Here is a 14,635-nt window from a genome sequence, read left to right as displayed (position 1 = left end):
ATTAAACGCGCTTCAGCGACATCGTCTGGCGTTTCTCGGCAGATTGCAGACCTAACTCGATCAGCTCCATCACATGAATCGCCTCTTCCGCTGTCACCGGATTGTTACCACGTCCGGCAATCGCATCGCGGATGCCCGCATAGTAAGCGGGATAGTTGCCTGGCTGGGTCAGCTGGGTCGTTTCGGTCAGGGAATCTCCGTCAACCAGCGTCAGAGTGCCATCACGCATGTCATAGCCCCAGTCTTCCTGCGGCGGGAAATCACCTGACTTCAGGCGATCTTCCTGTGGATCAAGACCATATTTGACGTAACTGCCGCGCGTGCCGTGGACGGTATAACGGGCAGATTCTGCCGCGACCAGCATGCTGGCGTGCAGCACGACACGGCGCTGCGGATAAGTCAGCGTCGCGTGGAAGTAGTCGGTAGTCTGCGCGCCCGGACGCATCTCGGCCAGATCAACCGTGATAGCGACCGGCGGGCCAAACAGCTGCAGCGCCTGGTCCAGCAGATGCGGCCCCAGGTCATACCAGATTCCGCTGCCTGCGCCTTTCATTTCACGCCAGCGATTACGCACTTCCAGACGGAAGCGGTCAAAGTGCGATTCGAAGTAGCGCACTTCACCCAGCGTACCGGCCTCAATCAGGGATTTCAGCGTCAGGAAGTCACTGTCCCAGCGGCGGTTGTGGAACACCGACAGCAGCAGCCCCTTGGCTTTCGCCAGCGCATCCAGTTCACGTGCCTGTGACAACGTCACGGTGAACGGCTTATCGACCACCACATGTTTACCGGCGTTCAGCGCTGCTTTTGCCAGCGGGAAGTGCGTGTCGTTGGGGGTAGGAATAACAATCAGTTGCAGCGTCGGGTCGTCCAGCAGCGCCTGAGGGTCAGCCACCACCTTAACGGCAGGCCAGTCGGCGTGGACTTTGCTGGCGTCGCTACTGGAAATGGCTGCCAGCTCGACGTCCGGCGTCCCCGCAATCAGCGGAGCATGAAACGTTTTACTGGCAAAACCGTAGCCGATCAGACCAACACGTAATTTATCGCTCATTTGGATTCCTCTCAGAGCCTGATTGACCAGGCTCTTAGTTGATAACCTGATTGATTTAAGACTATTAACCAAATGACGACAAGCCGGAATTCCCCGAAAAAACTAAGAGATAGCACTTCGCGCCAGCGGCCAGGCGGTCTGAGCGGCCAGACTGTCGTGCGCATCCTGATTACGGCGGCGGAAGTCGCTGGGACTGACGCCGACCCGCTTGCGGAACACCCGCGAGAAGTAGAGCTGATCGTCATAGCCCACTTCACGTCCTACCGAGGCGATCGGCTCCTGGGTGGTCTGCAGCAGCAGTTTCGCGCGGATTACGCGCTGATCTTCACGCCAGCGCAGCAGGTTCACGCCCATCTGCTCGCGGAACAGGTGCGCCAGCCGCGACGGTGAAAGACAGACGTGGCGCGCCACCTCTTCAATCTTAACCTCGCTGGCGAGATGGTTGGTGACGTACTGGCAGGCTTCAATCACGCGCGGATCACGAATTAACTGATGGCTGCGTGGATCTTCTTCAACGGCGCGCAGCAGCAGCCGTTCCAGCAGGTTCATCGCCAGCTCTTCCGCAAAGCGACGGCCCGAATTGTGGGTCTGTTCGATACTGGCAAACAGACGATCAAATTCGCCGCGCAGCGATTCAGGCAGCAGCAGACGTCCCACGCCCTCCTGCTCATCCTGCCAGCGCAGCCAGTCGTGCCAGTAGGCGCGCGGACGGAAATAGACCCAGCGGTGAAACCACTGCGGGCTGTCCGGCGCGCGACCATAATAGTGAGCCGTTTTCGGCTGAAACAGCAGCATTTCGCCAGGTTCGCAGTCAAATGCCCGCTCGCCGTCAAATACCCGCCCTTTACCTTTAATAGTGAGATTCAGAATGTAACCTTTCATGCCGTGCGGGCGATCGATAAAGAAATCGAGCGGGCCATCTGCGGTAATGGGCGTCAGCCCCGCCACCAGCCAGGCATTGAATGAATAGCCCGGCAACAAGGGGTTTTGCTGCTCGGCCGGTAATTCACGGTGATACATAGCGTCCTCACTCAGTCTGTTATTGTTCGGATAGCCCGCAGAGGCTTCTGCCTCTGCGGACCAACGGCTCGCTCAATCAGGCTTTTTTCTGTTTGTAACGGTCAAAAATCACCGCAGCTAACAGTATCAGACCGCGTACCACATACTGTGAGAATGGCGAGATATTCAATAAATTCATCGCATTCTCTACCGTGCCGAGGATCAGCACCCCTGCCACCACATAGGAAATTTTACCGATGCCACCCTTCAGCGAAACGCCACCCAGCACGCAGGCAGAAATCACCACCAGCTCATAGCCGATGGAGGTCATTGGCTGGCCGCTGGTCATACGTGACGCCAGGATGATGCCCGCCGCCGCTGAAACCAGACCGGAGAGGATAAAGATGATGATGCGGGTGCGCACCACCGGCACACCGGCCAGACGTGCTGCTTCTTCATTGCCGCCAATCGCCAGGGTGTTACGGCCAAAGGTGGTTTTGTTGAGCAGGAAGCCGAAGATCAGCATGGTGGCCAGAGTCAGCCAGATGGGAGCGGGCACGCCAAGCCAGTTGGCAAAGCCCAGTTCGAAGAAACGCTCATCTTCGATACCGACCGCTTTACCGTCAGAGAAGATATAGGCCAGGCCGCGGACAATCTGCATGGTCGCCAGCGTGGTGATCAGCGCATTGATCTTGAGGCGGGCAATCACAAAGCCGTTGATAAAGCCGGTGATCATACCGAGAACCAGGCCGGCACCCACGCCAATCCACAGGCTTTCGGTCATGTTAATCACCACGGCGGTAACCACACCCGCACAGGCGATGACGGAAGCGACCGACAGGTCAAAATCACCGGAAGCCAGACAGAACAGCATGCCGCAGGCGACCATGCCGGACATCGACATTGCCAGCCCTAAGCCTTTCATATTGATAAACGAGCCGAAGTTCGGCACAAAGATCGCACAGACAATAAACAGCAGTGCAAATACCACCAGCATGCCGAAGTTGTCCCAGATGCGACCTAACTGCAGGCCGCCGCGTGAAGCGGGCTGCGGCGTATTTGAGGTCGTGGATGAAGCCATGATGATCTCCTGTCAGGCCACGGCGGCCGCTTGAGTGGTTTTGGGCATCGCCAGGCTCAGCGTCTGCTGTTCCGTGGCGTCGTCGTGTAGCAGTTCACCGGCAATGGCACCTTCGCGCATCACCACGATGCGATCGGCCAGGCCCATCACTTCCGGTAAATCGCTGGAGGCGAACAGCACCGCAATGCCCCGGTTCGCCAGCTGATAAATCAGGTTATAGATTTCATGTTTGGCACCGACATCGATACCGCGCGTTGGCTCATCCAGCAGGATCACCTTCATATCCTCTGACAGCCAGCGTCCCAGAATCGCCTTCTGCTGGTTGCCGCCGGAAAGGTTCATGATCAGCTGATCGGCGCTGGGCGTTTTGATGTTTAGCGAGCGGATATGGCTGTCGGCATTTTTATTTTCCCAGCCGTTTTTAATCAGGCAGCCCGCAGTAAGGTTATGACGACGGGCGCTGATGTTGATGTTGTCGCGCACCGAATGCACCGGAATAATGCCCTCGGCTTTGCGATCTTCCGGGCAGAGCATGATGCCCGCACGGATGGCATCGATCGGCTCCCGCAGCGGCAGCGGTTTGCCGTCCAGAATCACCTGACCGCCGCGCAGACGCGTGCCGCCAAACAGCCCTTTCAGCAGTTCACTGCGACCGGCACCGACCAGGCCAAACAGGCCGACGATTTCACCGGCATGGACTTTCAGCGAAATCGGCGTCCGCACGCCCTTCGCTTCGACCTTGTCCAGCTCCAGCCGCACCGCGCCTTTGGCACGCGGTGAATAGCCATAGATATCACCAAGGTTTCGTCCCACCATCGCCTGCACCAGATCGTCGTGATGGGTGTTAGCCATATCGGTAAACGTCCGCACGTAGCGGCCATCTTTAAAGACGGTGATGGCATCGCTGAGGGCGAAGATCTCCTCCATGCGGTGTGAAACGTAGAGCACCACCCGGCCCTCCTCACGGAGCTGACGGATGACGCGGAACAGGTTGTCGATTTCACGCGCCGACAGGGAGCTGGTTGGCTCATCAAAGGCGATAATACGCGCGTTACGCGCCAGCGCTTTGGCAATCTCCACCATCTGCCACTGCCCCAGCGACAGATATTTCAGCGGCATATCGGGATCGATATCCATGCCGAGATTTTTCAGTTGCAGGCCCGCCTCAAAACGCATCAGCTTACGGTTGACCAGCCCATGTTTGTGCGGGATCTGACCGAGATAGATGTTCTCTGCCACGCTCATTTCCGGCACCAGATGCAGTTCCTGGTAAATAATGGCGACGCCCGCGTCCAGCGCATCGGTGGTGCGCTGAAAGCTCATCGGCTGGCCTTTAATACGAATCTCACCGCCGCTCGGCTGATAACTGCCGCTGAGTATTTTTAACAGCGTCGATTTGCCTGCGCCGTTCTCGCCCATCAGAGCATGGACTTCACCGCCACGGCAGTCGAAGGAGATATCCTGCAACGCTTTGACGCCAGGGAAGGTTTTACTGATGCCATGAAACGACAGAAATGCTGAATCAGTGTTCATGTTTTTCCTCACTCTTTCGCGCCACCGGCCGGTTATGGCGGGCGGCGCGAAATTGGCTATTAAGGATGCCAGGCGACAAACTGCCTGGCAGGCTCAGGGTTACATCAGTCCTTTTTTCGCCAGTTCAGTTTTGAAGTTGTCACGGGTGATCAGCACCACATCGGTAACTTCGGTGAATTTCGGTGGCTCTTCACCTTTGCTGACCCAGTTGTAGAGCATCTGGCTGCTTTTGTAGCCGTGGATATCCGGGCTTGGCAGCAGCGAGCCGTAGAAGCCGGTTGCCTTCTCTTTCGACAGTTCACTGATGGCATCCACGCCGTTGATGCCGATACCGATGACGTCAGCCGCTTTAAAGCCCTGACCTTCGGTCGCGCGCACGCCGCCCAGCACGGTGTTGTCGTTCATGCCGACAATCAGCCAGTGTTTGACTTCAGGATGCTGAACCAGCAGAGAGTTACCGGCGTCGAACGCGCCAGGGATGTCGTTAGATTTGGTGGGGACCTGGTAGATCTGCGCTGCCGGGAAGCCAGCGGCTTTGATGGCGTCCATGGAGCCGCCGGTACGACGACGAGCGGTGTCGAGTTCGTTGGCGGTAATCGCCATCACGCCGGTGGTTTTCACATCCCAGCCGCGTTTCTGCATCTCTTTATAGAGTTCCTGACCCTGACGCTCACCAATTTTGGTCGCGGCCATCATCACCAGCGGCACGGTATCCATTGGTTTGCCTTTGGCGGTGACGAACTGGTCATCGACCGCGATGACTTTCAGACCGTAGCCACGCGCTTTTGCCATGATGGCAGAGCCGAGTTTCGGATCGGGCGTACAGATAACAAAACCTTTCGCGCCGTTAGCCGCCAGGCTGTCGATGGCATTCAAGGTTTTTTCACCATCCGGCACGGCAATTTTAATGACATCAAAGCCAAGATCTTTGCCCGCTTTATCGGCGAATTTCCATTCAGTCTGGAACCAGGGTTCCTCTGGTTGCTTGACTAAGAATCCCAGCTTCATGGTCTCGGCGATAGCGGATTGTGACATAACCGCTGCCAGGCCGATGGCCGCGAACGCTTTAGTGAATTTATGCATGATGCTCTCCGGTACCAGGTTATTTTTCGCTGCTAATAACGAATCGGTGTAAACGCTACCAGTTTGTTTTGTTTTGTGGGTACAGCCATAAATCAGTGCGTTAGGCTGGCATGTGCTGACAGACTGTCCAGACGCTGGGCTAGTTTTAGCGGTATTAGCGAAGAAAAATGTAGAGCGGTATCACATCTTAAAATCACGACAAAATGATCCATATATTCAGCAAATTTAACCGGACCTTAACTTTTGCAATGGATCACAAAATCACTGCCGATGACAGAAAAGTGCATATTGTCAGCCAGCGATGACTAACTGATTTGGCGCGCCGAACCCAGGATACAGGAGTTAACTAACTACAGGAGATTCCGATGCGTGCTGGAGCCATCACCCTTGGGCTGGACTTTGGTAGTGATTCGGTGCGTGCGCTGGCCGTGGATTGTCATAGCGGCAAAGAGCTGCAGAGTGCGGTGTTCAGCTATCCGCGCTGGCAACAGGGCTTATACAGCGATCCGCACACTAACCGTTTTCGTCACCATCCACAGGATTACATCGACGCCATGGAGCAGGCGCTGCTCGGCGTGCTGAATGCACTGAGTGAAGATCAGCGCAACGCCGTGGTCGGCATTGGTGTTGACAGCACCGGTTCGACCCCTGCCCCTATTGACCGCGACGGCAACGTGCTGGCGCTGCGTCCGGAGTTCGCCGACAACCCCAACGCGATGTTTGTGTTGTGGAAAGATCACACCGCTATAGAAGAAGCGGAAGAGATCAATCAGCTGTGCCACAGCGGCCGCTTCCAGGATTACAGCCGCTATATTGGCGGAATTTACTCCTCAGAGTGGTTCTGGGCGAAGATTCTGCACGTGTCGCGTGAAGATGCGGCCGTGCGTGACGCCGCTGTCTCCTGGGTCGAACTGTGCGACTGGGTGCCAGCCTTGTTAAGCGGCACCACTGCACCTGACAAATTGCGTCGGGGGCGCTGTGCGGCCGGGCACAAGGCGCTGTGGCACGGCGACTGGAACGGCCTGCCCGATGTCGATTTTCTCAATGCGCTGGACCCGCTGTTAACGCAGCAGCTCGACTCTCCCCTGTTTACCGATACCTGGACCGCTGATCTGCCTGTGGGCACGCTTAGCCCTGAATGGGCGCAGCGTCTTGGCCTGACGCAAACCGTGACGCTTTCGGGTGGCGCATTTGACTGCCATATGGGCGCGGTCGGTGGCGGTGCCAAACCCTATACCCTGGTGAAAGTAATCGGCACCTCGACCTGCGACATCCTGATTGCGGATAGTGAAAAGGTCGGCGATCGCGACATCAAAGGAATCTGTGGTCAGGTCGATGGCAGCGTAATGCCAGGCGCTATCGGGCTGGAGGCGGGTCAGTCTGCCTTTGGTGATATCTACGCCTGGTTCAGCCGTTTACTGGGCTGGCCGCTGCAGCTGGCGGCGCAGCAGCATCCGGAGCTGAAGCCTCAGCTGGCTGAGATGCAAAAGAGTCTGATTAAAGATTTGACCGAGGCCTGGGCCGCAAACCCGCAGCTCGACCATCTGCCGGTGGTGCTGGACTGGTTTAACGGTCGCCGCACGCCAAATGCCAATCAGCGGCTGAAAGGGGTAATTACCGACCTCAATCTGGGCACCGATGCCCCCGCGCTGTTTGGTGGTCTGGTCGCCGCCACCGCATTTGGCGCACGCGCAATTATGGAGTGCTTCGAGCAACAGCAGATCCCGGTCGAGAGCATTCTGACCCTGGGCGGCATCGCGCGGAAATCCCCGGCGATTATGCAGGCCTGCTGCGATGTGATGAACCGCCCACTGGATATCGTCGCCTCTGACGAGTGCTGTGCGCTGGGTGCGGCCATTTTCGCCGCCGTCGCCGCCGGTGTGCATGCCAGCGTTCCCGACGCCCAGCAGGTGATGGCCAGCCCGATTGCCGTGACGCTGCAGCCCGATCCGGCGCGCGTCGCACGCTATCAACAACTTTATCAACGCTATCAACAATGGTGCGTGGCGGCTGAACCGCAATACGCCGCACGCCCCGCTTCCGCTAAGAGCCTATCTCAGCAGGCGTAATGTTGCAGGCAGTCTGGACACGGACAGCGCGGAACAATCCGTAGTACACGGAGTACGTGAGGATTACTCGCTACGCTCGCCCTTTCAGGGCCGCCCTGACGGGCGTTCAGGTTGCTAAAGCAGCCTGTGTGAGCACTGCCCAGGTTCAGACTGACAAATAAAATAGCCTATTGAGGTAGGCTCAAAGTAAAGGAGTGGTTTTATGGAACAGTCAAACAGCTACAGCGTGTGGTTTGTCATCGGCACGCAGCACCTCTACGGGGCGGAGACGTTACGCCAGGTTGAACAGAATGCACGTCAGGTGGTCGAGGGTTTAAATCAGGCCGGTTTACCGCTGCGTCTGGAGCTGAAACCGCTGGTTAAGTCACCGGATGAAGCGCTGGCTCTGTGTCGCGATGCCAATTATGACAAGGAGTGCGTCGGTATCATTACCTGGCTGCACACCTTCTCCCCGGCCAAAATGTGGATCGGTGGTCTGAGCGTGCTGAATAAGCCGCTGCTGCAATTCCATACCCAGTTCAATGCGGAGATTCCGTGGGACAGCATGGACATGGACTTTATGAACCTGAACCAGACCGCACACGGCGGCCGCGAGTTCGGTTTCATCGGCGCACGTATGGGCCTGCAGCACAGCGTGGTGACCGGTCACTGGCAGGATAGCGCCAGCCAGCAGCGCCTCGGCAACTGGATGCGTGCAGCACTGACCAAACAGGCCAGTCAGCAGCTGAAAGTCGCGCGTTTCGGCGACAACATGCGTGAAGTGGCCGTGACCGAAGGCGATAAAGTCGCCGCGCAGATTCAGTTCGGTTATTCGGTGAATGGCTGGGGCGTCGGCGATCTGGTTGAGGTGATCAATGGCGTCAGCGATGGCGACGTGAATGCGCTGGTCGACGAGTATGAAAGCCTGTATCGCTTTACCGATGTTGCCGCTTCCGGCGGCGAAAAGCGTCAGAACGTGCTGGATGCCGCACGCATTGAGCTGGGTCTGAAACGTTTCCTGGAAGCGGAAGGTTGTCACGCTTTCACCACCAACTTCCAGACGCTGCACGGCATGACGCAGTTGCCAGGTCTGGCGGTTCAGCGTCTTATGGGTCAGGGTTATGGCTTCGCAGGTGAAGGTGACTGGAAGACCGCTGCGCTGCTGCGTATTTTCAAAGTGCTGGCTGGCGATCGCAAAGGTGGCACCTCCTTTATGGAGGATTACACCTATCACTTCTCACCCGGTAACGATCTGGTCCTCGGCTCGCATATGCTGGAGGTCTGCCCGTCAATTGCCATTGAAGAGAAGCCATTGATCGATGTGCAGTTCCTGGGTATTGGTGATAAAGCCGACCCGGCGCGCATGATTTTCTCCACGCCAGCGGGTCGCGCGATTAACGCCAGCGTAATTGATATGGGTGATCGTTTCCGTCTGTTGGTTAACGTGGTGGATGCTATCGAACAGCCGAAACCGCTGCCGAAGTTGCCGGTTGCGCGCGCACTGTGGAAAGCCCAGCCGTCACTGGCAACGGCATCCGAAGCGTGGATTCTGGGCGGCGGCGCGCACCATACGGTGTTCAGCCAGGCGCTGACGCTGGATGATATGTATCTGTACGGTGAGATGAACGATATCGAAGTGCTGGTGATTGATGAGCACACGCGTTTACCTGCGTTTAAAGACGCACTGCGCTGGAACGAAGCGTATTACCGTTTGAAACGTTAATAACTAAAGGGCGCTGTTCAATTTTTTAATTAACAGCGCTCTTAAGTAAGTTAATGAAACGGCCGACGCAGGATTATGCGGCATCAGTTTTTTTATAAAGACTGTGCTATTCAGTCGGGAATGACGGGCGTTCCGTAATTTTGATAGTTCAGCGCATGTTTTTAAAGCCATGATCAAGCCCAACCGGGAAGGAAAGGTATGCCTGAAAAGCAAAGCGTCCGTGCCAGGGAAGGCGCGGCCGATCCGCATGGATGCGGGAATCCTTTGCGTTCAGGCATACCTTTCCTGACCTTTCTCATCAGCCAACAGCAATTTGTATTAATCCACCATCAATAGAAATATCCACTGTCCTGCTTCTTAAAGCGATGCATCAGCCCAACCGGGAAAGAAAGGTATGCCTGAAAAGCAAAGCGTCCGCGCCAGGGATGGCGCGGCCGATCCGCATGGATGCGGGAATCCTTTGCGTTCAGGCATACCTTTCCTGACCTTTCTCATCAGCCAACAGCAATTTGTATTAATCCGCCATCAATAGAAATATCCACTGTCCTGCTTCTTAAAGCGATGCATCAGCCCAACCGGGAAGGAATGGTATGCCTGAAAAGCAAAGCGTCCGTGCCAGGGAAGGCGCGGCCGATCCGCATGGATGCGGGAATCCTTTGCGATCAGGCATACCTTTCCTGACCTTTCTCATCAGCCAACAGCAATTTGAATTAATCCACCATCAATAGAAATATCCACTGTCCTGCTTCTTAAAGCGATGCATCAGCCCAACCGGGAAGGAAAGATATGCCTGAAGAGCAAAGCGTCCGCGCCAGGGATGACGCGGCCGATCCGCATGGATGCGGGAATCCTTTGCGATCAGGCATATCTTTCCTGACCTTGCACCTAAATCCAATAGCGATTGTTTTTCCTGTCATACAAAAGAGAACCTAAGTCTTTGCTATAACTTAACCCTTTCTTGAACTTGTACTTTCCCCCACCAGCCTGTATTGCTTGTAGCCTGACAAAAACAAAGGTCGCCAGCGCCATGCACATTGCCGAGCTAAACCAACATCCCGGCTTCGCCGGACAAACTGCACAACTGTTGCACACTGAATGGTCACACCTTCCTGCATGGTCTCACCCGCCTGCCATCCTTGAGCGTTTAAAACAGCGCAATCAGAAACCTTCGGCAGAAATTACTCTTATTGCCACACCGGATGGCGAAACGGTGGTCGCGACCTGCAGCGTCATTCGCTATGAACTGGATGACATTCCGGCACGAGAATTCTGGATTGGTGAGGTGGTGACGGACAAGGCATTCCGGGGTCAGGGCGTGGCAAAAGCGTTAATACAGCAGGCGATTGCGCGAGCCAGACAACAGCAGATGGGTGAACTGTGGCTCTATACACCCGATCAACAGGCGTACTATCAGCGTTCAGGATGGCAGGCGGTGGAACAGCGGCAAATCGCGGGTGAAGAAGTTACGGTAATGGTGCTGCCTCTGGCGCAGTAAAAGGCGGCTCCTGCGAGCCGCCATTGACCGGAGTACTGAAGAACTCAGGAAGGTAATCGCTTAACGGGCGCGTTCTGCTGACGATCCCAGATGACCGTCAGCAACCGCTGCAGGGCGATAAACGCAAACAGCAGAATTCCGATGGCGATCTTGGTCCACCAGGAACTCAGCGTACCGTCGAAGTTAATCCAGGTCTGAATCAGCCCCTGAATCAACACACCGAACAGCGTGCCCAAAACTGTACCCACACCACCCGACAGCAGCGTGCCGCCAATCACCACTGACGCGATCGCATCCAGCTCCACACCCAGCCCTGCCAGCGCATAACCTGCCGAGGTATAAATCGAGAACACGATCCCGGCCAGCGTCGCCAGCGTGGTGGAAAGCATATAAATCTTAATGGTGGTCGCGCGGGTCGAAACACCCATCAGCTGGGCGGATGTCATATTGCCACCGATGGCGTAAACCCGGTTACCAAAGCGCGTGCGGTGCGCCAGAATAATCCCGCCAAACACCACTACCAGCATAATCACCGCCAGCAGGCTGAGACGCCCACCGCCCGGCACTTTCCACGCCAGACTGGAAAGCATGCTGTAGAACGGATGATCGATAGGAATTGAGTTCTCCGACACCAGATAACTGCATCCGCGCAGGAAAAACATCCCCGCCAGCGTAATGATAAATGCCGGAATCTTCAGCGCATCGATCAGCCAGCCCATCATGGCCCCGAACAGCGCGCCCAGCGACAGAATCAGCGCAAAGGCCAGCAAGGGATCGATATGAAAATCACCGATCGCCCGGGCAAGAAACACGCCGGTAAAGGCGATCACTGCACCCACAGACAGATCGATACCGCCCGATAAAATCACGAAGGTCATGCCGACGGCGATAATCCCGAGGAAAGCATTATCGGTCAGGATATTGCAGATTACACGGGTGGAGGCAAAGCCCGGAAACTGACTCAGACAAAACAGGTAACCCGCCACAAACACCAGCAAGGTGATCATCAGCGGAAGATGACGTTTAATCATGTCGGGCGTCTCCGTTTCAACATCGCAATAAACCGTGGTGACTGCAGCAACAGCACGCACATCACCACCACCGCTTTCACCACCTGATTCAGCTCAGGCGGGAAGCCGGAGAGCAAAATCCCGGTATTCATCGACTGAATAATAAGCGCGCCGATCAGCGACAACACCAGATTAAAGCGGCCACCCATCAGCGACGCACCGCCAATCACCACGGCGAGAATCGCATCCAGCTCCAGCCATAATCCGGCGTTATTAGCATCCGCACCGCGAATATCCGCCGCGACGATCAGCCCCGCAACTGCGGCACAAACGCCACTTATGGCGTAGGTTGACATTACCACCAGCCAGCCTGTCACCCCCGCATTACGGGCCGCGCGCAGGTTAATCCCCACGGCTTCGATAAACAGACCCAGCGCGGTTTTGCGCGTCAGCAACCAGACCGCCAGCGCTACCACCAGCGTGATCCAGACCGGGACCGGCAACATCCACAGCGAGCCGTTACCAAACCAGCCAAGACTGTCACTGTCGAACGTCACAATCTGCCCCTGCGTAATCAGCTGAGCGATACCGCGCCCGGCAACCATCAGAATCAGCGTGGCAACAAATGGCTGAATACGCAGCAGCGCCACCAGCACACCATTCCATACGCCACAGGCTAAACCGGTTCCCAGCGTGCAGAGAATAATAAATGGCACACCATGTCCGGCTACGGTCAATGTCGCAGCCGTCGCGCCTGCGATCGCCATCACCGCACCCACGGAAAGATCGATGCCGCCGGTGGCGATCACCAGCGTCATCCCGATCGCCAGCAGGGCAACCGGTGCCGCACGGTTAAGAATATCGATCGGACTGCCGAACAGACGCCCATCCTGCAGATGCACGGCAAAAAAGTTATTGGCCACCAGACTGTCAATCAACAGCACCAGCAGCAGCGCGGCGATTTGCGGCATCCCTGGCGGGAGTTTCAGCTTACGACGTGGCGTTTTTTCAGATGTCATAGGGGACTCAAGCATGTTTTACCCCTCCGTCCGCGATAGCATTGACGATCGACGCTACCGAAAGCTGCTCCAGCGGAATTTCTGCCACCTGCTTCAGATCGCGCATAATCAACACCCGATCGGCATAACCGACCAGCTCTTCGAGTTCAGAGGAGATCACCAGCAGCGCCAGACCATCAGCGCACAGGGATTCAATTAAACGGATAATCTCGGCGTGCGCGCCCACATCAATGCCGCGCGTCGGTTCGTCGAGGATTAAAAACTGCGGTTTGGTCACCAGCCAGCGCGACAGCAGCACCTTCTGCTGGTTGCCGCCCGATAACAGCTCCACAGGCTGCTCTGCATGCGGCGTACGAATACCCAGACTCTTGATAAAACGATCGGCAATCGCCTGCTGCTCACGCTTCTTAATTGGCCGTAGCCAGCCGCGCTGCGCCTGCAACGCCAGAATAATATTTTCACGAACCGAGGCCGCGCCGATAATCCCGTCAGTCTTACGGTCTTCCGGGCAAAAACCCATGCCCAGCTGTGAGGCTTTCGCCGGATTAGTAATGCGCTGCACCTTGCCTTTGATCTTCGCTGTTCCTCGGTCGGCACGACGAATACCAAACAACACCTCGGCGGTTTCGGTGCGGCCCGAACCCAGCAGCCCCGCCAGTCCCACTACCTCGCCTGGACGAACTTCCAGGTTAAAGGGCTCGATGGTGCCTTTCCTGCCGTAATCCTCAAACGACACCACCGGCTGATTGCTGCGCAGCGTGCTGCCCTGCCGCTGCAGCGCCGTCTCCAGCAGTTCGCGACCCAGCATCAGCTTAATCAGCTCAATCTGCGGCAGCGTGGCGGTATCGCGGGTGGCGATAAACTGCCCATTACGCAGCACGGTAATCCGGTCAGTAATGCGGTACACCTGGTCGAGAAAGTGCGTCACAAAAATCAGGCTCATCCCTTTGGCTTTTAACTGCGCCATCAGGGTAAACAGCATCTCAACCTCGCTGGCATCCAGACTGGCTGTCGGCTCATCCAGGATCAAAACCTGGGCGGAAAGATCGACCGCGCGGCAGATGGCGATAATCTGCTGCATCGCCACCGAGTAGTGGCCCAGCGGACGTGTCACATCAAGGGAAAAACCATAGTTCCGCATCAGCGCATCGGCCTCCCGCACCATCCGGCGACGGTCAATCATGCCAAAGCGGCGCGGTTCGCGGCCAATATAAAGGTTATCTGCCACCGACATGTTCGGCAGCATATTTACTTCCTGATAAACGGTGCCGATGCCCATCTCCTGCGCCTGCGCCGTATTATGCGGCGTAATCGGCTCACCATTCAGGGTGATAGTCCCTGCATCACGGCTGTAAACACCGGTCAGCACTTTAATCAGGGTGGATTTGCCGGCACCGTTCTCCCCCAGCAGCGCCATGATCTCCCCTTTACGGATATCAAAGGAAACATTATTCAGCGCTTTGACGCCGGGAAAACCTTTGCTGACGCCGCTGATGGATAACAGCGGTGTTTCATTTTGCGTGGTCATTCTGCTCACTCCGCCTCACGTCATGAAAAACCGCCCCGTAGGGCGGTCTGCGGCTGGTCTGCGGCTGA

Annotated in this window: 11 protein-coding genes; 3 read left to right on the top strand and 8 right to left on the bottom strand. The window is 56.4% G+C overall.

The genetic code is table 11. From position 1 onward, the window contains the following. Position 1: 1 nt before the first annotated feature. The 5 genes from GVJ63_RS03060 to GVJ63_RS03040 form a co-directional block, all read right to left on the bottom strand. On the bottom strand, positions 2 to 1,048 hold the full coding sequence (locus tag GVJ63_RS03060; RefSeq protein WP_010670085.1) for an oxidoreductase: 1,047 nt from the start codon (positions 1,046 to 1,048) through the stop codon (positions 2 to 4). 102 nt (positions 1,049 to 1,150) lie between these two features. After that, on the bottom strand, positions 1,151 to 2,068 hold the full coding sequence (gene araC / locus GVJ63_RS03055; protein ID WP_003853440.1) for an arabinose operon transcriptional regulator AraC: 918 nt from the start codon (positions 2,066 to 2,068) through the stop codon (positions 1,151 to 1,153). Between the two features lie 76 nt (positions 2,069 to 2,144). After that, entirely contained in the window at positions 2,145 to 3,128 is a 984-nt protein-coding gene (gene araH / locus GVJ63_RS03050) for an L-arabinose ABC transporter permease AraH (protein ID WP_010245363.1), read from the bottom strand. A gap of 12 nt (positions 3,129 to 3,140) precedes the next feature. Further along, entirely contained in the window at positions 3,141 to 4,661 is a 1,521-nt protein-coding gene (araG, locus tag GVJ63_RS03045) for an L-arabinose ABC transporter ATP-binding protein AraG (protein ID WP_010245364.1), read from the bottom strand. A 99-nt stretch (positions 4,662 to 4,760) separates the two neighbouring features. After that, on the bottom strand, positions 4,761 to 5,744 hold the full coding sequence (locus GVJ63_RS03040) for an arabinose ABC transporter substrate-binding protein (RefSeq protein WP_010245365.1): 984 nt from the start codon (positions 5,742 to 5,744) through the stop codon (positions 4,761 to 4,763). A gap of 365 nt (positions 5,745 to 6,109) precedes the next feature. Between GVJ63_RS03040 and GVJ63_RS03035 the strand changes: the two genes are divergently transcribed. From GVJ63_RS03035 to GVJ63_RS03025, 3 genes are all read left to right on the top strand, one after another. After that, a complete protein-coding gene (locus tag GVJ63_RS03035; protein ID WP_061703991.1) occupies positions 6,110 to 7,813 on the top strand; it encodes a ribulokinase in 1,704 nt (567 codons plus the stop codon). A 202-nt stretch (positions 7,814 to 8,015) separates the two neighbouring features. Then, positions 8,016 to 9,515 carry an L-arabinose isomerase gene (gene araA / locus GVJ63_RS03030; protein ID WP_010670082.1) on the top strand — a complete coding sequence of 500 codons (1,500 nt, stop codon included), beginning with the start codon at positions 8,016 to 8,018 and terminating at the stop codon, positions 9,513 to 9,515. A gap of 1,027 nt (positions 9,516 to 10,542) precedes the next feature. Further along, positions 10,543 to 11,010 carry a GNAT family N-acetyltransferase gene (locus GVJ63_RS03025; protein WP_159226398.1) on the top strand — a complete coding sequence of 156 codons (468 nt, stop codon included), beginning with the start codon at positions 10,543 to 10,545 and terminating at the stop codon, positions 11,008 to 11,010. Positions 11,011 to 11,054: 44 nt separating this feature from the next. On the opposite strand, the gene yjfF is transcribed toward GVJ63_RS03025, so the two are convergent. Genes yjfF through GVJ63_RS03010 form a run of 3 tightly spaced genes read right to left on the bottom strand, consistent with a single transcriptional unit; the run spans position 11,055 to position 14,567 of the window. Next, on the bottom strand, positions 11,055 to 12,041 hold the full coding sequence (gene yjfF / locus GVJ63_RS03020; RefSeq protein WP_010670080.1) for a galactofuranose ABC transporter, permease protein YjfF: 987 nt from the start codon (positions 12,039 to 12,041) through the stop codon (positions 11,055 to 11,057). Continuing rightward, a complete protein-coding gene (ytfT, locus tag GVJ63_RS03015) occupies positions 12,038 to 13,054 on the bottom strand; it encodes a galactofuranose ABC transporter, ATP-binding protein YtfT (protein WP_010245375.1) in 1,017 nt (338 codons plus the stop codon). The genes yjfF and ytfT overlap by 4 nt, the downstream gene beginning before the upstream one ends. Beyond that, positions 13,047 to 14,567: a sugar ABC transporter ATP-binding protein gene (locus GVJ63_RS03010; RefSeq protein WP_010245377.1), complete on the bottom strand. Its 1,521-nt coding sequence runs from the start codon at positions 14,565 to 14,567 to the stop codon at positions 13,047 to 13,049. The genes ytfT and GVJ63_RS03010 overlap by 8 nt, the downstream gene beginning before the upstream one ends. Between the last annotated feature and the right edge of the window lie 68 nt (positions 14,568 to 14,635).

The organism is Pantoea sp. 18059 (assembly GCF_902706165.1).
GTDB lineage: Bacteria > Pseudomonadota > Gammaproteobacteria > Enterobacterales > Enterobacteriaceae > Pantoea > Pantoea agglomerans.
This window is presented reverse-complemented; position numbering and strand designations above follow the sequence as displayed.